We start from the raw sequence: 17,188 nt of genomic DNA, 5'->3' as shown, positions 1-17,188 counted from the left end.
CGCGGGTGGCTGTGCGTTGTGTGGGGGGGGGTGCGGGGGGTTTTTTGGGGGGGGGGTTTTTTGGGGGGCCCCCGGGGGGGGGGGGCGGGGGGGGGGGGGGGGGGGGCCCCCCGGGGCCCCCCCCCCCCCACCTCGACCAGGGTGACACAAGCCCGCGTATCAGGACTCATCGGGCGCACCCGAACGCTCCGGGCCCGGGGACGGCCCGACGCATCCGTGTCAGCCGCCCAGCTCCTCATGACGGGCGGCCAGCTTCGCCGCGCCCTCGGCGGTGAGTGATCCGAAGAGCCGCAGCCGGGAGATACCGCCGTCCGGATAGATGTCGATCCGTACGTGACTGCCCCGGACGGCCCGCTCCAGGACGAACCGGTGGTTGGTGTCGGGCTGGAGCCGGGTCCTGGGCAGGATCTCGGTCCACTCCCCGCCGCCACCGCCCTCACCCGGGACGCCGCTCGCGTCCCGGTCCACGCCGCCGTCCCCGTCACGTACCGAAAGGCTCGCCCAGCCCGCGGAGTTGCCCAGCAGATACGCGGTGTCGATCTCGACGGCCCGGATCTCCGCCTCGGCGGCGAGCGCGTAGCGGATCCAGTCGTTGCCCTTGTCGCGCCGGCGCCGGGTCTCCCAGCCGTCGTCCATCTTGCGGGATCGGCCCGGCTGGATGGTGTGGGCGGCCGGGGAGTAGAAGCGGTCGGAGGCGTCCTCGACCTGTCCGCCGTTCTCCAGCGCCGCGAGGTCGAAGGTGCCGAGCGCGGCCAGCCAGGCGGGGTCCGGCACGACCTCTCCGTACACCCGGAGCCGGGCGATTCCGCCGTCCGGGTGCTGGTTGACCCGCAGGTGGGTGAAGCGGGCTCCGGCCTCGACCACGAACCCGTTGGCGGCATGGCCGCCGACGGCCGTACGGGGTACGAGGGTTGTCCACGCGACATCGGGGGCGAGCAGTTCCGCGGGGCCCGGGGACCCGGGGACGCAGGCCGCCTCGATGGAGACCGCCTGTGGGTAGTTGCCGCGGAAGTGGGCGGTGTCGACGACGATTCCCCGGACGACACCGGGTGCGCCGAGGCGTACCAGCGCCCAGTCGTGGTCCTCGTCGGTGGGGTGCGGCTCGGTGGCGCTCGCCCCGCGTCGGCGGCGGGTCTCCCAGCCGTCCATGATCTTGCCCTTGTGGCCGAAGCGCTCGGGGTCGAACTCGGCGGGCTCCGGCTTCAGCAGGTTCTCGCGCTCGGCGAAGAACTCGTCGTTGGCGGCGATCACCCCGGCGCCGAGCCGCCGGTCGGCGAGGTCGACGAGGTGGCTGAAGGGGAAGTCTGCGCTGCGGTGGTCGGCGTAGGGGTCGCCGCCCGCGTAGGGCCTCGCGTCGCCGGTGAAGTGCGGTATCGCCGAGTCCGTCATGGTCACTGATTCCTTTCGAGGAGGCGGCCGGTGGGCTCGGCCGGGACGCCGTCGGCCGCGATGCGGACGCCGCGCAGCCAGGTGGACCGCACGACGCCGTGCAGGGTCCGGCCCGCGTACGCGGTGACCTGGTTGCGGTGGAAGAGCCCGGCCGGGTCGACGGTGAAGGTCTCCTCGGGAGCGAGGACCGCGAAGTCGGCGTCACGGCCGGCTTCGATGGCGCCCTTGCGGGGCAGTCCGGCCAGGGCCGCGGGGGCGGCCGACATCCAGCGGGCCACGTCGTCGAGGGAGTGGCCGCGCCTGCGGGCCTCGGTCCAGACGGCGGGCAGGCCGAGCTGGAGGGAGGAGATGCCGCCCCAGGCGGAGGCGAAGTCGGGGGTCTTCAGATCGGTGGTGCAGGGTGAGTGGTCGGAGACGACGCAGTCGATGGTGCCGTCGGCGAGCCCGGCCCACAGGGCGTCCTGGTTGGCGGCCTCCCTGATGGGCGGGCAGCACTTGAACTCGGTTGCACCGTCCGGAACTTCCTCGGAGGTGAGGGTGAGGAAGTGCGGGCAGGTCTCGACCGTGACACGTACGCCCTCGCACTTGGCGGCGGCGATCAGCGGCAGGGCGTCGCTGGAGGAGAGATGCAGTACGTGGACACGGGCGTTCAGCCGCCTGGCGTGGGCGATCAGACCCTCGATCGCGGTGTTCTCGGCGTCGCGCGGGCGGGAGGCGAGGAAGTCCGCGTACGCCGGGCCGCCGCGCTGCGGTGCGGCCGACAGCTGGTGCGGATCCTCGGCGTGGACGATGAGCAGTCCGTCGAAACCGGCGATCTCGGCCATGGAGCGCGCCAGTTGCTCCTGGTCCAGCTCCGGGAACTCCTCGACTCCCGAGGGCGACAGGAAGCACTTGAAGCCGAAGACCCCGGCCTCGTGCAGCGGTCGCAGATCCTTGGTGTTGGACGGCACCGCCCCGCCCCAGAAGCCGGTGTCGATGTGTGCCTTGGGGGCGGCGACCCGCTGCTTGGTGCGCAGATGGCCGACGGTGGTGGTCGGCGGCAGGGAGTTGAGCGGCATGTCCAGGAGGGTGGTGATCCCGCCCGCCGCGGCCGCCCGGGTGGCGGTGAAGAAGCCTTCCCACTCCGTACGGCCGGGGTCGTTCACATGGACGTGGGTGTCGACGAGGCCGGGCAGTACGACATCGTCGCCGAAGTCCTCCAGCCGGGCACCGCCGGGGATACCGGCGTCGTACGGCAGGACGGCCTCGATCTTCCCGCCGGCGACGGCGACGGCCGCGGGGCGCGTGCCTCCGGGGGTGACGACGCGCGCCGAGCGCAGTACCAGGTTCACGTCCGGACCGGACACCCGTGCTCCTCACTCAGGAATTCAACGAACTGTTGAACGAGTCTTCACTCGGGGATCCGGCCCGTCAAGACCCCCGCCCACCCCGCCGGACGACCGGCGGGCCACGCGGCACCCACCCGTCAGCCCGACTGGAGGTTTCCACAAAGTAAAAGTCTAATTTCGAAGGGCGGAATGTAGCATGGACCAGGAGCGGCACCGTCCCACCACCCGCCCGGCCACCCGGCCGACCGTCGGCACCTGGACAAAACAGGCCCTGACCGGCAAGGACGCCGCACCGGGAGCAGTGGGCCGATCCGGAACAGCCCGGTAGGCTGCTGCCTTGCCTTCCGCTTCGAAAGGACCGTTGACGTGCCGCCGTCCCACGCCAGCACATCCGACTCCAAGCCCACCGGTTCCAGCGGTGGGGTGCAGTCCCTTGAGCGCGCCTTCGATCTGCTGGAGCGGATGGCCGACGCCGGGGGCGAGGTCGGGCTGAGCGAGCTCTCCGCGAGCAGCGGACTTCCGCTGCCCACCATCCACCGGCTGATGCGCACCCTGGTCGTCTGCGGCTATGTCCGCCAGCAGCCCAATCGCCGCTACGCGCTGGGCCCCCGGCTGATCCGGCTCGGCGAGTCCGCGTCCCGGCTGCTCGGCACCTGGGCCCGCCCCTACCTCCAGCGTCTGGTGGAGGAGACAGGCGAGACGGCGAACATGGCGCTGCTCGACGGCGACGAGATCGTGTACGTCGCCCAGGTCCCCTCCAAGCACTCGATGCGGATGTTCACCGAGGTGGGCCGCCGGGTGCTCCCGCACTCCACGGGGGTGGGCAAGGCGCTGCTCGCGAACACGCCCGCCGAGGAGGTACGGGCCCTTCTCGCGCGCACCGGGATGCCCGCCGCCACCGAGAAGACGATCACCACCCCGGACGGTTTCCTCGAAGCGCTGGAGCAGGTGCGCCGGGCCGGCTACGCGGTGGACGACAACGAGCAGGAGATCGGCGTCCGCTGCCTGGCGGTGTCCGTGCCCAACTCCCCCACCTCGGCCGCGATCTCCATTTCGGGCCCGGCGGGACGGGTGACGGAGACGGCGACGGAGCGGATCGTGCCGATTCTCCAGCAGGTCGCGACGGAGCTCTCCTCGGCGCTGGCGAGCAGCGGTTCCGCCGGCTGACCGGCGGGCGGAACCGGTGCCCGGCACCGGCCGCCGACGGGCGCGGGCCCCGGCCGACGGGCGCGGGCCTCGCCCGACGGCGAGGGGACCGGCCGGACGGGCCGGTCAGACGGCGGGCGCCGGTACGGTCAGCCGCCCGTCGTCCATCGTCACCGTCCGGTCCATGCGGTCGAGGTGCGCCCGGTCGTGCGTGACCAGCACCGTGGCGGTGGACCGCTGCCGGGTCAGGGTGGCCAGCAGGTCGAGCACGGCGGCCCCCCGTTCGTGGTCGAGCGCGCTGGTCGGCTCGTCGACGAGCAGGACCGCCGGTTCGTTCATCAGGGCCCGCGCGATATTGATCCGCTGACGCTGGCCGCCCGACAACTGGTGCGGGCGGCGGTGCGCCCGGTCGGCGAGACCGACCGCGTCGAGCAGCTCAAGGGCCCTGCCGCGGGCGGTACGGGCCGCCCGGCCCGACAGATGCGCCATCACCTGGAGCTGTTCTGCGGCGGTCAGCGAGGGCAGCAGGTTCGGCTGCTGGAAGACGATGCCGATCCGTTCCCGGCGCAGCGCCGCCTGCTCCGCGCGGCTGAGCCCCGAGGTCTCCGTACCGGCGACGACGACGTTGCCCTCGTCCGGGGTGACCAGGGTGGCGGCCACCGCGAGCAGGCTCGACTTCCCGGAGCCGGAGGGTCCGACGACCGCGGTGAGCGAGCCCGCGGGGACGTCCAGCGAGACCCGGTCCAGTGCGGTGAGCCTGCCGTCGCCGTCGGGGTAGGTGAGGGTGACATGTGACAGCGTGAGGGTCATCGGGCACTCCCGAGCGCGGTGAGCGGGTCGACGGCGGTGATCCGCCGGATGGACAGGGCGGCCCCGAGCGCGCCGAGGGCGATCATGACGGCGGCCGGGACGAGGACGGTCGACGCGTCCAGGACGAACGGCACGGCGCCCCCGCTGATCAGAGCGCCGAGGCCGGAGGCGAGCGCGGTGCCCAGCCCCGTACCGAGGGCGAGCATCACGACGGCCTGCCCGAGCGCGTCGCGGAGCAGATACGGGGTCGAGGCGCCGAGCGCCTTCAGCACGGCGACATCGCCGCTGCGCTGGATCGTCCAGACGGTGAAGAAGGCGCCGATGACGAGGGCGGAGATGGCGAACAGGAAGCCGCGCATCAGCTGGAGGGAACCGTTCTCCGCCTGGTAGGAGCCGATCGCGGTCAGTGAGCCGTCGAGGGTGAACGTGCGGGTGTCCGCCGCCTTGTCGCCGGCCGCCAGATCGGCGCCGCCGCCCGTTCTCAGGGCGATGACGGTGGCCTCCTGGGCCGGTCCCGCGCCGTCGTGCCCGATGCGCTGCCAGTCGTCGAGGGAGGTCCAGACGACCGGTGTGTGGCTGAAGGAGTCGTCCGACGCGACGGCGGCGACCCGCTGTTCCAGGCCGCCCAGGCGGATCCTGTCCCCCGCTCCGATGCCGAGGTCCTCGGCCGCACCCTCGGAGAGCACCACCTCCCCGGCGGCCACCCGGGACCCGGCGGGCGCGAGTCCGCCGTCCGGCTCGACGCCGAAGGCCGACACGGCGGCCGTACGGTCACCGGCGGCGGCGTTCAGGGTCCGGATGCCGAGCGGCTGCGCGGCGGTGACACCGGGCTGCTCGGCCCAGCTCCGCCAGGCGCTCTCCCGGACGGTCGAGTCGGTGAAGGACACCGACCGGCCGTCGGGCGGGGCGGCGAACGCGAGGTGGTCGGCGTTCAGCCCGGTGACGGCCGAGGTGTTCTCCCGGGCCAGTCCGGCCGTCAGACCGGACAGCAGGCCCACGAGCAGCGTGATCAGCACCACGACCGATCCCATGAGCGCGAAGCGGCCCTTGGCGAACCGTAGATCTCTCCATGCGACGAACATGGCTCCAGCATCGGGCGCCCGGCACGCGGAAACATCGCGCGGCGGAGGGGCCCGACATCAACCTTTCGATTGACCGGCCGCGGGCGGGTCGCGTCTACGCTGGACGGACCATGGATTCGCGTTCGCACACCCCGGTCACCGCCGCCCTGCGGCTGTGCCTGCACGCACTGCTGCTGGGGCTGCTGGTGCTCGCCGCGGCCCGCGCCCTGGGCGAACCGGTCGCGCACGCCCCGGCGGCCGTCGCCCTGGCGGCGGTGATGGCCGCGGTGTACGCGGCGGGCGCGCTGGCCCCATTCGTCCGGCCCCGGACCCGGGCCGCCGCGCTCTGGCTGACCGCGCTCCAGGCGGTGTGGCTGGCCCTGCTCGTCCTGTCGCCGGACGCCCTGTGGCTGGCCTTCCCGCTCTACTTCCTCCAGCTCCATCTGCTGCCGACGCGCTGGGGCCTGGCCGCGGTGACGGTCACCGCCGGGGCCGCGATCGCCGGCTTCCTCCTGCACGGGCAGGAGATCAGCCCCGGCGCGTTCATCGGCCCGCTGCTCGGGGCCGCGGTCTCGGTCGCCACCGTGTTCGGGTACGACGCCCTGTTCCGGGAGAGCGAGCGGCGCCGTGAGCTGATCGAGGAGCTGGTCTCCACCCGGGCCGAGCTGGCCGGGGCGGAACGCACCGCGGGCACGCTGGCCGAGCGGGAACGGCTGGCCCGCGAGATCCACGACACCCTCGCCCAGGGGCTGTCCAGCATCCAGCTGCTGCTGCGGGCCGCCGAGCGCTCGCTGCCGGCGGACGCACCGGCCGCCGCGCATGTGCGCCGGGCCCGTGAGGCCGCACAGGACAATCTGGCCGAGGCCCGCTCCTTCGTCCGCGCGCTGACACCGCCGGACCTGGAGCACGGTTCGCTGGCCGCCGCCCTGGAGCGGCTGTGCGGCCGCACCACATCGCCCGGTCTCACCGTGCACTTCGCGGTCAGCGGCACCCCGGTGGAGCTGCCCACCCCCTATGAGGTGGCGCTGCTGCGTACCGCGCAGTCGGCCCTGGCCAACACGGTGCAGCACGCGCGGGCCGGGCGGGCGGAGGTCACCCTCAGCTTCATGGACACCTCGCTCTCCCTGGACATCGTCGACGACGGCCGGGGCTTCGACCCCGCGTCCGGGCCACCCGACGAGGCGGGGAGAAGCGGCTTCGGGCTGCCCGCGATGCGGTCGAGGGCGCGTTCGCTGGGCGGCACCCTGAGCGTGGAGTCGGCTCCCGGGCAGGGCACGGCGGTCGCCGTCACGCTCCCCCTCCCCCAGGCCCGGCAGACCCTCACGGAGGCGAACACCGTATGAGCGAACCCATCCGGCTGCTGCTCGCCGACGACCATCCGGTGGTACGGGCGGGGCTGCGCGCCGTCCTCGACACCGAGCCGGACTTCCGGGTCGTCGCGGAGGCCGCCACCGCCGAACGCGCCGTGGCCCTCGCCTCGGCGGGCGGCTTCGACGTCGTCCTGATGGACCTGCAGTTCGGCCCCGGGATGCACGGCGCCGAGGCCACCGCCGCGATCACCGCGGCAGCGGACGCGCCCCGGGTGCTGATCCTCACCACGTACGACTCGGACGCCGACATCCTGGCCGCGGTCGAGGCGGGCGCCAGCGGCTATCTGCTCAAGGACGCGCCGCCGGAGGAGCTGGCGGGCGCGGTCCGCACGGCGGCGGCCGGCCGCTCGGCGCTCGCCCCCGCGGTCGCCCACCGGCTGATGGACCGGATGCGCACCCCCGCGGAGGCGCTCACCAAGCGCGAGCTGGAGGTTCTGCAACTACTGGGCGAAGGCCTGTCCAACCAGCAGATCAGCAAGAAGCTGTTCCTCAGCCAGGCGACGGTGAAATCCCATCTGGTGCACATCTACGCCAAACTGGGTGTCGACTCCCGCACCTCGGCGGTCGCGGCGGCGACGGCACGCCGGCTGATCCGCCGCTGACCCCCGGGTCCTTCGAGGCCGGTCCCCCACCGGCCCGCGCCCGCGTTCAGCGGCGCGGCGGCTCTCCGAAGAGATCCACCGCGTTCCGTACGTCCCTCAGTCCGGCCGCCAGCGCGCTGACCGAGCCGATCGCCCCCGCGATCAGCAGCAGCGAGCGGCGCAGCCGGGGAATCTCCGGCGTACCGCTGATCGCCATGGCGTCCAGCGCCGCCAGCTCGTCCTCGGCGATCCCCCGGTCCGGGAACTCCGCCGGGTGACCGGCCAGTTCGCGGCGGAGCCGGGAGACCGCCGTACGCAGCTCCGCGACCCTCGGGTCCTCACCACAGCCGGTGACCCGCTTCTGCCCCACGCTTCGCAACAAAGCACTCCCCCTCGCACGTCTTTGTGCACGTGTATCGACCAGGCCCCGGACCGTGGTCAAGTGCCTGGGGTTGCCCGCAAGTTAACGCCATGAAAGGTGGCGTGCGCCACTCCATGGACAGAATTCGGGGTTACCCCTGAGGGTGACATCTTTTTCGCCTGTGCGAACCCCGCGGGTGGTATCCAGGGGCCATGGCTCCCACAGATGAGAACCCCGTGGTCGCCGGGGTGCTGCTCGCCGCCGGCGGCGGCCGCCGGCTCGGCGGCAGCCCGAAGGCCCTGCTCGGGCACCGCGGCCGCCCACTGGTCGAACACGCCGTGCGGACGCTGCGCGACGGCGGCTGCGGACCGCTGCACGTGGTGCTGGGCGCGGCGGCCGACGAGGTGCGGGCCCGTGCCTCTCTGGCGGGGTGCGCGGTGACCGTCAACACGGAGTGGGAGGAGGGCATGGGCTCCTCGCTCCGGGCCGGGCTGGCCTCCCTCGCGGGTACGGGTGCGGACGCCGCGCTCGTCCTCCTGGTGGATCAGCCGGGGATCGACGCGCGGGCGGTGGCGCGGGTGCGTTCGGCCTACACGTCGCGGGCCGCCCTGGCTGCCGCCTCGTACGGCGGGGAGCGGGGTCATCCGGTGCTCCTGGGCGCGGACCGGTGGGCCGGTGTCGCCGCGGCGGCGGTGGGCGACCGGGGCGCACGCGCCTATCTGCGGGCGCACCGCGATGCGATCACGCTCGTCGAGTGTTCCGATGTGGCCCAGGCGTACGACATCGACACCCCGGAGGATCTGACACGTCTGGAATGACCGGTCCGCAGGCACCCTGGCACGGTGGGCCACCGGAGGCGCACGTGTGTCGACCCGGAGAATCTCGACATCAACAAACCATTGAACTTCCACCATGAGGAAACTACTATCCACTGGTCAGAAGCCCTCTGCACCCGGGGCGGCCCCCGCAGCCCCTTCCCGGAGCCATGGCACGCCGTGCCGTTCCAGGCGGCCCGGCGGCCCCGGCACGCCGTCCGCACCACCCGCTGAAGGAGTGACAGCTCATGTCCGCACCAGCGCCGTCCCCGCTGACCATCGTCGATGCCGAGCCCCTGCCCCGGCAGGAGGAGGTCCTGACCGACGCGGCCCTCGCGTTCGTGGCCGAGCTGCACCGGCAGTTCACACCGCGCCGCGACGAACTGCTCGCCCGGCGGGCCGAGCGCCGCGCCGAGATCGCCCGTACGTCCACCCTGGACTTCCTGCCGCAGACGGCGGCGATCCGCGCGGACGACTCCTGGAAGGTCGCACCGGCCCCGGCCGCGCTCGACGACCGCCGGGTGGAGATCACCGGTCCGACCGACCGCAAGATGACCATCAACGCCCTGAACTCGGGCGCGAGGGTCTGGCTCGCCGACTTCGAGGACGCGTCCGCCCCCACGTGGGAGAACGTGATCCTCGGCCAGCTGAATCTGATCGACGCCTACACCCGCACCATCGACTTCACCGATCCGAAGTCGGGCAAGTCGTACGCCCTGAGGCCCGCCGGTGAGCTGGCGACGGTCGTCACCCGGCCCCGCGGCTGGCATCTGAATGAGCGTCACCTCCAGCTCGACGGAACCCCGGTGCCCGGTGCGCTGGTCGACTTCGGCCTCTACTTCTTCCACAACGCCCAGCGCCTCATCGACCTGGGCAAGGGGCCGTACTTCTACCTCCCGAAGACGGAGTCGCACCTGGAGGCCCGCCTCTGGAACGACATCTTCGTCTTCGCCCAGGACTACGTCGGCATCCCGCGGGGAACGGTCCGCGCGACGGTCCTGATCGAGACGATCACGGCGGCGTACGAGATGGAGGAGATCCTCTACGAACTGCGCGACCACGCCTCCGGCCTGAACGCCGGCCGCTGGGACTACCTCTTCTCCATCGTCAAGAACTTCCGTGACGGCGGAGCCAAGTTCGTCCTGCCGGACCGCAACGCGGTGACGATGACCGCCCCGTTCATGCGGGCGTACACCGAACTCCTGGTCCGCACCTGCCACAAGCGCGGCGCGCACGCGATCGGTGGCATGGCGGCGTTCATCCCGTCCCGCCGCGACGCCGAGGTCAACAAGGTCGCCTTCGAGAAGGTCAAGGCCGACAAGGACCGCGAGGCGCACGACGGCTTCGACGGTTCCTGGGTCGCCCACCCCGACCTCGTCCCCATCGCCATGGCCTCCTTCGACGCCGTCCTGGGCGAGAAGCCGAACCAGAAGGAGCGCCTGCGCGAGGACGTCTCCGTGGCGGCGGGCGACCTGATCGCCATCGACACCCTCGACGCCAGGCCCACGTACGACGGTCTGCGCAACGCCGTCGCGGTCGGCATCCGTTACATCGAGGCATGGCTGCGCGGCATGGGCGCGGTCGCCATCTTCAACCTGATGGAGGACGCGGCCACCGCCGAGATCTCCCGGTCGCAGATCTGGCAGTGGATCAACGCGGACGTGGTCTTCGAGAACGGCGAGCACGCCACCGCGGAGCTGACCCGCAGGGTCGCGGCCGAGGAACTGGCCGCGATCCGCGAGGAGACCGGCGAAGAGGCCTTCACGGCGGGCAAGTGGCAGCAGGCCCACGACCTCCTGCTCCAGGTCTCCCTGGACCAGGACTACGCGGACTTCCTCACCCTCCCCGCGTACGAGCAGCTGGCCTGACCGGAGCCACAGCGGCCGCTCGGCTCGGCCCCCGGTACCGCACAGGACACTGTCGGCCGATCCGGGGCCTGAACGTGACGTCGGCCTTCGTGACCCGTTGTGGTCGTGAAGGCCGACGTCGGGTTTGGGGAGGGTTTCCCGACGGCTGCCTGCCGTCCCCGCGATGCCCGGGAGCAGTGCACCCGTTCCCCTGGCACATCGGACACGGGCCGTCGGATCGCTCTCCGCCCGCAGGCGGCGTATGAGGCGATTCAGCAGGCGCGGACGCGCGTTTCTCACCTTGCAGCACTCCGGCCCACGGCCCGGAACTCCTGCTCGCAGGCGTGCACCCCAGCGATGACGGTTCAGGCATAGCGGCTGAAAAGGGATTCAATGTATCCCTCCAGCCTTTGCGTCAGGACACCGGCCGTCAGATCAACGCGGCCCAGTTCACGCCAGGGAACAGCGACCTTCTCCGCGTCCGGAGCGAAACCCAGTGCGTCCAGCAGCCGCCAGTAGAGATGGGAGGTGCCCTCTTCAGCCAGGGTTCCCCCCGCGGCGACGTAGCGATCGGCGAAGCGCAGGCCCGCGGGAGCCCCGTGCAGCAGAGCGAGGGCCGTCGAGCAATGAGCCACGTCCAGGTCGGCCGGCCCCCAGGAGGTCTCCACCCAGTCGACGACCCCACTGATCCGAGGATCATCGTCGGTACCTGTGAAGAGGACGTTGCCGGGATGGAAGTCCCGGTGCAGGAAGCACCCCTGATAGGCCGGGGGCTCCCGGCGGATGACGTCGACAGCCCGCTGCCAGAGTTCGGGCCGCTCGGTGGCCGCGGGCGGAGTCACGCGCTCGGGAGAGGCCCAGGCCTGGTAGGTGCGAGGCCGTTGTTCCGCGGTCACCGGCAGCTGATGGATGCGCACCAGTTGCCGGGCCAGCAGTTCAGCGCGGTCATCGGCGCCCTGACCGCCCAGGCGCACCGCCCCCGGCAGCAGGGACATCAGCAAGGAGGGGTGATCGCAGTACCGCGCCGTCGCGTCCACCGCCGCCGGCACGGCCGCGGGCACGTCCGTGTCACCGAGCAGGCGCAGGACAGTCGCCTCACGGGTCAGCAGGCCCTCCGCGTGCCGAAGGAAGAAGGGCTTGACGAAGGACCGCAGGACAAGTGAGCGCCGGCCACCTGGACCGCGGAGATCCAGGCGGCGCATCTCCGACGTCCAGCCGCCGCGCAGACGCACCACCTTTTCGATGCGCTCCGCCTCGGACAGCCCCCTCTCCACCCAGGAGCGCGTGGCACCCCAGCCCTGGCCGTCACAATCCGCGCCGATGCTCTCGGCCCCCTCACCCGATCCCATGGGGGCAGACTATCCGCCTCTCAGCGAACGCATCCCGTGGACCGAATTCGCCGGCGGTGTCCCGCACAGCGCCGGGGGCGGAGCCGTGCGGCCGTGCGGAACGGCACCGAACCGCCCGGCACGGCGGGGACCGCGATCCAGGGAGCGCAGCTGAGCATCGGCAATCTGCTCTTCTTCTCGCTGTCGACCGCCGCCCTGTGGAACGCCCGCCGCCGGAGCGCCGGGACGTCGTTGCCGGCACCGGTGCCCGCGCCGGGCGCGGCCGCGGACACCCCGGCCGGGACGCCTTGAGCGTGGGTGGCCGACGCCGGAATCACTCGGTGATCAGGGGAAGCCTGCACAGCCCGCAGCCGATGGTGTCGTCCATGCCCCAGGCCAGGACGGTGACCAACTGGGATCCCTCGACGGTCGCCGGTGCGGTGCAGGTGGCCGTGGGGGTGCCCGCGGTGAAGCTGACCGTGCCCATCCCGGCCGGGTAGACGCACCAGGAGAACCGGTCCAGATCGGCCGAGTCCGCGGTGAGGGTCACGGAGCCGCCGGGGCTCACCGTGGGGCTCGACGCCGTGACCGTCACGGTCGAGGCCGGCGCGAGCTGCACGGACGCCGCCTCGCCCGACGCCCCCGGGCTGATGGTCACCGTCTGCGGCTGCGTCACGGATTCCGGGGCGGTGTAGATCCACTCGCCGGTGCTCCAGCCCTGTTCCAGGGTGCCCGCCCCTGCCGGGGAGAGCGTGCAGACCGCGCTGCCCAGCGGGTTGTTGTCGGAATCCACGACGACGAAGCCGTAGCTCTGTCCCGCGGTGAGGGTCAGTGCCGTCGGCGTCACGATCTGATCCGACGTGGGGGGGCGCGGGGGCCAGCAGCACCATGGCCCGCCCCACCTGTGAGGCGTCCGCCTGGTCGATGGCCGTCACGATGACCACGCTCGGCTGCTGCACGGTAGCGGGCGCCTGGTAGACACCGTTCGCGTCGATCGTGCCGAGCGGTGGCAGGACCTCCCAGTCGACCGGGGTCGACGATCCGGCGAGGGTGGCGCTGAACTGCTGCTGCCCGGCCGGGTTGAGGGTGACGGTGGGCGGGCCGACCATGAGGACGGACTCCACCTGACCGGTCAGCTTCAGGTCACCGGGGACGGTGGCGGCCGCGAGCCTCAGCACCTGCTTCGAGGGAAAGAACAGGTTCTGCAGGGCGAAGGTGTCGACGTCGGGCAGGGTCACCTGCTGCAGGCAGGACTGCAGGGCCGACCCCAGAGAACCCTGGATGTCATCGGGCAGGTAGTCCGTGACGCCGCTCCAGAAATTGTCCCACCCGCTTCCCGTGTTGTCCGGTTTCAGCGTGCACTGGGTATCCCCGGAGAAACTCACGATGTCCGTGGTGACGTCGGCGTTCGCGGTGTACGTCGTGGTGACGGTTCCCTCCAGAGTGCAGTGGTTGATCGAGAATCCGGGCACGATCTTGCCGACCTTCACCTCGGGTTCCCCGTCCGGCGGGGGATTCAGAGCCATGGAGAAGTACTGATCGAACGAGCAGGTGAAGGTGGAGACGAGATCGGTGCCGTCGCTCACCACGGTGAAGGTTTCCGGCCCCAGCGTGACGTCCTGGCCGTCGGCCGCGTCGTTCGACGTATAGGGAATGTCGGGCTGGCCGGGCCAGGGAACCGGAAACCCTCCCAGGTCCAGCCGGCCTCCGGAACCATTGAGCTGATAGCTGCCGTCGCTCTGCCGGCCGGCCGTGAACGTGGTACCGATCTTCGTGAATTCCTGATTGAGCGTGGGGGCGATCAATGAGGCGAACAGCACTTCTCCGGATACCAGGAGTGCGGCCGTGTCGCTGTCGGGGATGGGATACGGCGACATGGGCGCGACTGTTCCACCGCTGCCGTCGGTCCTGATGAGCAGCAGGACGGCGCCGTCGTCGGTCCGGCCGGGGTTCTGCTGGACGACGAAGTCGAACGCGGTCGGTACCAGGCAGGCGGACAGCCCGGCCGGGTTCTGTGTGATCTCGCCGAGGGAGTAACTGGTGTTCTCCGTCCTGAAGTAGGTCTGCAACGCCGTACTCATTTCGGTGAGCACTTCCGATTCGGGGTCGATCCCGCTGATGACCGGCTGGAAGGCGGCCGCGCCGAGGTCGATCATCACCTGACCGAGCGACTGGTCGACGGTGCCCCGCGCGCTGCTCAGCGTGACCGGGCCGTTCAGCCACCGCCCGCCATCGCGGTGCCGTCCTCGGCGAGGGCGCCGTACGGGGAGAAGGTGCCGTTCGGGAAGGGCTCCGTGTCCACACCCTCGATCAGCTTGTACAGCACGGTCGTGGGAAAGGCCGCGAGCAGCGCGATCAGCGCGCCGACGGTCAGCTTCCCGTCGTAGGAATAGCCGGCGGCGCCGGCCATCCACTGCCACAGCGTATTGAGCGGGCCCCACTCCAGCTCCTGGCCGAGCAGGTCGTCCAGACCGTCCATCGCGGCATCGCAGAGACCGGCGAAGGCATCCACCATCGTGTCGGCGAGGTCCAGCCCGGTGTCGACGAGTCCTTCGACCGCGCCCAGCAGGTCGCTGATCCCCTGGCCGGTGAAATTCTCCGGGTGCTCGATCAGGGTCTGCAGCGCACCGGCGAGATCCGCCATCGCACCGGTGAAGTCACCCTCGGCATCGGACAGATGGACCGCGAAGGCCTGCCACGGGCCCTCCACGGGCTGATAGGCGGTCACGCCGGGATCGTCCGGGGCCTGGGCGCTGACCTTGTCCTGCAGCCAGTTGTGATGGACGTTCTGGGAGAAGTCGGCCGACGCTGCGCCGCCCGCGACGACGGTGGTGGTGCTCGGCGGCGGCAACTGGTAGGCGGGCAGCCCGCCGTACGGCGTGTCGCCCGCCGTCTCCTTCGCGGCGCCGAACGCCTGCCCGATCACCTCCTTCTGACTGGCGAACCACGTGTCGGCGGCGCTCTGGTAGTGGGCGGTGAACTGCTTCACCAGGGAAGGGATCTGGCCCATGGCGTACTGGAGCGCCATCTTGCTGCGCCAGATGGCGCCGAAGTCGAACAGCGCCCTGAGCCACTTGACCACCTGGTCGATCTCGGCCTCCACCCAGGCGAACACGCCCGAGATGAAGTGCGCGGCCTGCTCCAGCCCGGCCACCGCGAGCGAGATTCCCGCGGCTATCTCCTCGCCTATCTGCACGGTGAGCGTCGCGATCCGGTCCACGACGTTCACAATGGTGTCGGCGATCTTGATCAAGCCGTTCTTGATGCCCTCCCAGACGTCTCCGGCCCACCGTTCGATGTCGCTCCAGAAGCTGCCGGGCTTGCCGCCCGCCTCCGCCAGCGCACGGGCGAGTTCCTCAGGGGTGCGCAGCACGGTGAACCGCGGCCCGGAATCCGTACCGCTCGGGCCGGTGGTCCGCAGCCGGAATCCCGCCGTGCCGGGGGGCGTGGTGCCCAGGCCGACCATGGCGGTGTTCTGGATGGCCGCCGCCGCGACCCCTGCCGTGCTGCCGGTGGCGCCCGGCGCCAGCCGCGCACCGTCGACCTGTGCCGCCGCCAGCGTGTCGCCGCCGGCGTCGAACTGCGGCAGCGGGCCACCGGGATTCGTCGGATTGAGCGTGCCCTGCCCGGACAGATAGGTCAGGACCCCCGACCCGGGCTGCACCACGGCGGATTCGGTGAGGCCCTCGGCGGTCAGCGTCAGCTCGGGGGCGGCCAGCCCTGCCGTGGTGAGCATGGCGAGCGTGACCTTGCCCAGCGCGTCGGTGGTCAGGCTCACCGGGTCGCTGCCCACGGTGACGGTGGCATCCCCGCAGGACAGCTCGCACGCCGAACTGCCCCGCGCCGCCGCCAGGGCCACCGGGTACTGCGGCACCGGCGCACCGTTGGCGTCCATGACGGTGACCTCGGTGCGGTAGCGGGCGACCTCGTAGGCGTTCAGGGACGACGTCAGCACGGTGCCGCTGCGCCACATCAGGGTCTGCGGATCCTGCGCGTGCAGCCTCAGCGACCCGATGGCCGCGTCGATGGCGAACAGGGTCGGCGCGTCGGCCGGACTGCCCGAACTCGCCACCCCGGCGATCCCGTTGTCCAGGGGGATGAGCGGCGACCAGTTGGGGGTGCCGTCGTCGTTCCAGGGCACGACCGGGTCCTGGTGCAGCACCCAGAGGTTGAGCGAGGTGTCCTGCACGTAGATGTTCAGCGTGCCGTCGGTGGAGACATGACCGACGGCCGACGCGACGGACAGGGCGGGCCCGGCGGGCGGCTGCACCACCGTGATGGAGGGGGACTGCGCCCAGAGGTTCAGGGTGTTGTCGGTGTCGACGAGAGCGAAGACAGCGGTGTTCACCGCGGGACTCCAGAAGCCGACCACGACCTGCTTCAGCGTGCCGGTGTACTCCGGCAACGACGACCGGCGGGCCTCGGAGCCTCCCAGGACACCGACGACCAGCATGGGTTCACCGCCGATGTCGGCGACGAGGGTCCAGCTGGTCTCGTCGCTCAGGACGAGCTGGAAGTCTCCGGCCAGCGGGCTGGGCAGGGCGCACACGGTCGTGGTGAACGGGGCGCCGGGCGCGGGCTGGTAACAGGTGGCCAGATTGCCGTCCACGTCCGCCCCGTAGAGCACGAGACGCCCGGCCGGCGTGTACGCGGTGTGCAGCCCGGACACCGAGGTGCTTCCGACCGGCTGCGGACCGCTCCAGGTGAGGCCGTCCTGCTGCAACTGGCTGATGTGGAGCGTGGTGCCGTCGAAGAGGAATCCGAAGACCGCGGCCTGCGAGCTGTCCGGGTAGGCGACCCCGGCGGCCACCTCGGCCGCGACCAGCTCGCCGAACGGTGTCCGCATCGTCCAGCCGCTGTCCGCCGACGGATCGCAGGCGATGTGCGCGAACTGCGTCGTCTGCGAGTCCGCGGCCGCGACGACGGCCAGTGCCTCCGCCTGTGTGTTGCCCGGTACGCCGCCGCTCGCGGGGTTGTCGAAGACCGCCACCGGGGTCGCGCTGGTGGTGTCGACCGGGATCGTGTCCGCCGTGACCACATCGTGGCTGAGCACCTGCGAGACGTTCACCTGCAAGGGCGTCGCCGGGTCCGCGGCGGGCTCCCGGACGCGACGGGCACGTTCGGGTGCCGGGGTGGTCAGGAGCATGACTCC

The 17,188-nt window shown here is 71.6% G+C and carries 15 protein-coding genes; 7 read left to right on the top strand and 8 right to left on the bottom strand.

Annotated features, from left to right (window positions below):
* Window positions 1–219 precede the first annotated feature (219 nt).
* Both alc and allB read right to left on the bottom strand, forming a co-directional pair.
* Window positions 220–1,389: an allantoicase gene (gene alc, locus ACIGJO_RS29495; protein WP_399963267.1), complete on the bottom strand. Its 1,170-nt coding sequence runs from the start codon at window positions 1,387–1,389 to the stop codon at window positions 220–222.
* 2 nt (window positions 1,390–1,391) lie between these two features.
* Complete coding sequence (allB, locus tag ACIGJO_RS29490; RefSeq protein ID WP_399963265.1) at window positions 1,392–2,735, bottom strand: allantoinase AllB; 1,344 nt, start codon at window positions 2,733–2,735, stop codon at window positions 1,392–1,394.
* Between the two features lie 348 nt (window positions 2,736–3,083).
* Here allB and ACIGJO_RS29485 point away from each other — a divergent pair, with 348 nt between their 5' ends.
* Entirely contained in the window at window positions 3,084–3,884 is an 801-nt protein-coding gene (locus tag ACIGJO_RS29485; protein WP_399963263.1) for an IclR family transcriptional regulator, read from the top strand.
* Window positions 3,885–3,989: 105 nt separating this feature from the next.
* Here ACIGJO_RS29485 and ACIGJO_RS29480 read toward each other — a convergent pair whose 3' ends face one another.
* Both ACIGJO_RS29480 and ACIGJO_RS29475 read right to left on the bottom strand, forming a co-directional pair.
* Window positions 3,990–4,673 (bottom strand): ABC transporter ATP-binding protein, encoded by a 684-nt coding sequence (locus ACIGJO_RS29480; protein ID WP_399963261.1) that lies wholly within the window; start codon window positions 4,671–4,673, stop codon window positions 3,990–3,992.
* Window positions 4,670–5,755: an ABC transporter permease gene (locus ACIGJO_RS29475; RefSeq protein WP_399963259.1), complete on the bottom strand. Its 1,086-nt coding sequence runs from the start codon at window positions 5,753–5,755 to the stop codon at window positions 4,670–4,672. The genes ACIGJO_RS29480 and ACIGJO_RS29475 overlap by 4 nt, the downstream gene beginning before the upstream one ends.
* 110 nt (window positions 5,756–5,865) lie before the next feature.
* On the opposite strand from ACIGJO_RS29475, the gene ACIGJO_RS29470 reads away from it, so the two are divergent.
* Together ACIGJO_RS29470 and ACIGJO_RS29465 are read left to right on the top strand one after the other, a co-directional pair.
* Complete coding sequence (locus ACIGJO_RS29470) at window positions 5,866–7,077, top strand: sensor histidine kinase (protein WP_399963257.1); 1,212 nt, start codon at window positions 5,866–5,868, stop codon at window positions 7,075–7,077.
* Complete coding sequence (locus tag ACIGJO_RS29465) at window positions 7,074–7,706, top strand: response regulator (protein WP_399963255.1); 633 nt, start codon at window positions 7,074–7,076, stop codon at window positions 7,704–7,706. Before ACIGJO_RS29470 ends, ACIGJO_RS29465 begins: the two co-directional genes overlap by 4 nt.
* A gap of 46 nt (window positions 7,707–7,752) precedes the next feature.
* On the opposite strand, the gene ACIGJO_RS29460 is transcribed toward ACIGJO_RS29465, so the two are convergent.
* The gene (locus ACIGJO_RS29460; RefSeq protein WP_399963253.1) at window positions 7,753–8,055 is read right to left on the bottom strand and encodes a DUF5955 family protein; all 303 of its coding nucleotides are present in this window, start codon (window positions 8,053–8,055) and stop codon (window positions 7,753–7,755) included.
* A 203-nt stretch (window positions 8,056–8,258) separates the two neighbouring features.
* Between ACIGJO_RS29460 and ACIGJO_RS29455 the strand changes: the two genes are divergently transcribed.
* Window positions 8,259–8,864 carry an NTP transferase domain-containing protein gene (locus tag ACIGJO_RS29455; RefSeq protein WP_399963251.1) on the top strand — a complete coding sequence of 202 codons (606 nt, stop codon included), beginning with the start codon at window positions 8,259–8,261 and terminating at the stop codon, window positions 8,862–8,864.
* Window positions 8,865–9,109: 245 nt separating this feature from the next.
* Window positions 9,110–10,729 (top strand): malate synthase A, encoded by a 1,620-nt coding sequence (gene aceB / locus ACIGJO_RS29450; RefSeq protein WP_399963249.1) that lies wholly within the window; start codon window positions 9,110–9,112, stop codon window positions 10,727–10,729.
* Window positions 10,730–11,073: 344 nt separating this feature from the next.
* On the opposite strand, the gene ACIGJO_RS29445 is transcribed toward aceB, so the two are convergent.
* On the bottom strand, window positions 11,074–12,057 hold the full coding sequence (locus ACIGJO_RS29445) for a phosphotransferase family protein (protein WP_399963247.1): 984 nt from the start codon (window positions 12,055–12,057) through the stop codon (window positions 11,074–11,076).
* A gap of 93 nt (window positions 12,058–12,150) precedes the next feature.
* Here ACIGJO_RS29445 and ACIGJO_RS29440 point away from each other — a divergent pair, with 93 nt between their 5' ends.
* On the top strand, window positions 12,151–12,348 hold the full coding sequence (locus ACIGJO_RS29440) for a hypothetical protein (RefSeq protein WP_399963245.1): 198 nt from the start codon (window positions 12,151–12,153) through the stop codon (window positions 12,346–12,348).
* 22 nt (window positions 12,349–12,370) lie between these two features.
* Here the strand turns inward: ACIGJO_RS29440 and ACIGJO_RS29435 are convergent, their stop codons facing one another.
* Window positions 12,371–12,883: a hypothetical protein gene (locus ACIGJO_RS29435; RefSeq protein ID WP_399963243.1), complete on the bottom strand. Its 513-nt coding sequence runs from the start codon at window positions 12,881–12,883 to the stop codon at window positions 12,371–12,373.
* A 455-nt stretch (window positions 12,884–13,338) separates the two neighbouring features.
* Here ACIGJO_RS29435 and ACIGJO_RS29430 point away from each other — a divergent pair, with 455 nt between their 5' ends.
* A complete protein-coding gene (locus tag ACIGJO_RS29430; RefSeq protein ID WP_399963241.1) occupies window positions 13,339–13,575 on the top strand; it encodes a hypothetical protein in 237 nt (78 codons plus the stop codon).
* 676 nt (window positions 13,576–14,251) lie between these two features.
* Here the strand turns inward: ACIGJO_RS29430 and ACIGJO_RS29425 are convergent.
* Window positions 14,252–17,182, bottom strand: coding sequence for a hypothetical protein (locus tag ACIGJO_RS29425; protein ID WP_399963239.1), 2,931 nt, complete (start codon window positions 17,180–17,182; stop codon window positions 14,252–14,254).
* Between the last annotated feature and the right edge of the window lie 6 nt (window positions 17,183–17,188).

Source organism: Streptomyces sp. NPDC079020 (assembly GCF_044542225.1).
Classification (GTDB): domain Bacteria; phylum Actinomycetota; class Actinomycetes; order Streptomycetales; family Streptomycetaceae; genus Streptomyces.
This window is presented reverse-complemented; position numbering and strand designations above follow the sequence as displayed.

Excerpts from the sequence above, each read along its gene's own strand:
- alc (WP_399963267.1), bottom strand. The coding sequence starts at position 1,389 with ATGACGGACTCGGCGATACCGCACTTCACCGGCGACGCGAGGCCCTAC.
- ACIGJO_RS29480 (WP_399963261.1), bottom strand. The coding sequence starts at position 4,673 with ATGACCCTCACGCTGTCACATGTCACCCTCACCTACCCCGACGGCGAC.
- ACIGJO_RS29475 (WP_399963259.1), bottom strand. The coding sequence starts at position 5,755 with ATGTTCGTCGCATGGAGAGATCTACGGTTCGCCAAGGGCCGCTTCGCG.
- ACIGJO_RS29470 (WP_399963257.1), top strand. The coding sequence starts at position 5,866 with ATGGATTCGCGTTCGCACACCCCGGTCACCGCCGCCCTGCGGCTGTGC.
- ACIGJO_RS29465 (WP_399963255.1), top strand. The coding sequence starts at position 7,074 with ATGAGCGAACCCATCCGGCTGCTGCTCGCCGACGACCATCCGGTGGTA.
- ACIGJO_RS29455 (WP_399963251.1), top strand. The coding sequence starts at position 8,259 with ATGGCTCCCACAGATGAGAACCCCGTGGTCGCCGGGGTGCTGCTCGCC.
- aceB (WP_399963249.1), top strand. The coding sequence starts at position 9,110 with ATGTCCGCACCAGCGCCGTCCCCGCTGACCATCGTCGATGCCGAGCCC.
- ACIGJO_RS29445 (WP_399963247.1), bottom strand. The coding sequence starts at position 12,057 with ATGGGATCGGGTGAGGGGGCCGAGAGCATCGGCGCGGATTGTGACGGC.
- ACIGJO_RS29425 (WP_399963239.1), bottom strand. The coding sequence starts at position 17,182 with ATGCTCCTGACCACCCCGGCACCCGAACGTGCCCGTCGCGTCCGGGAG.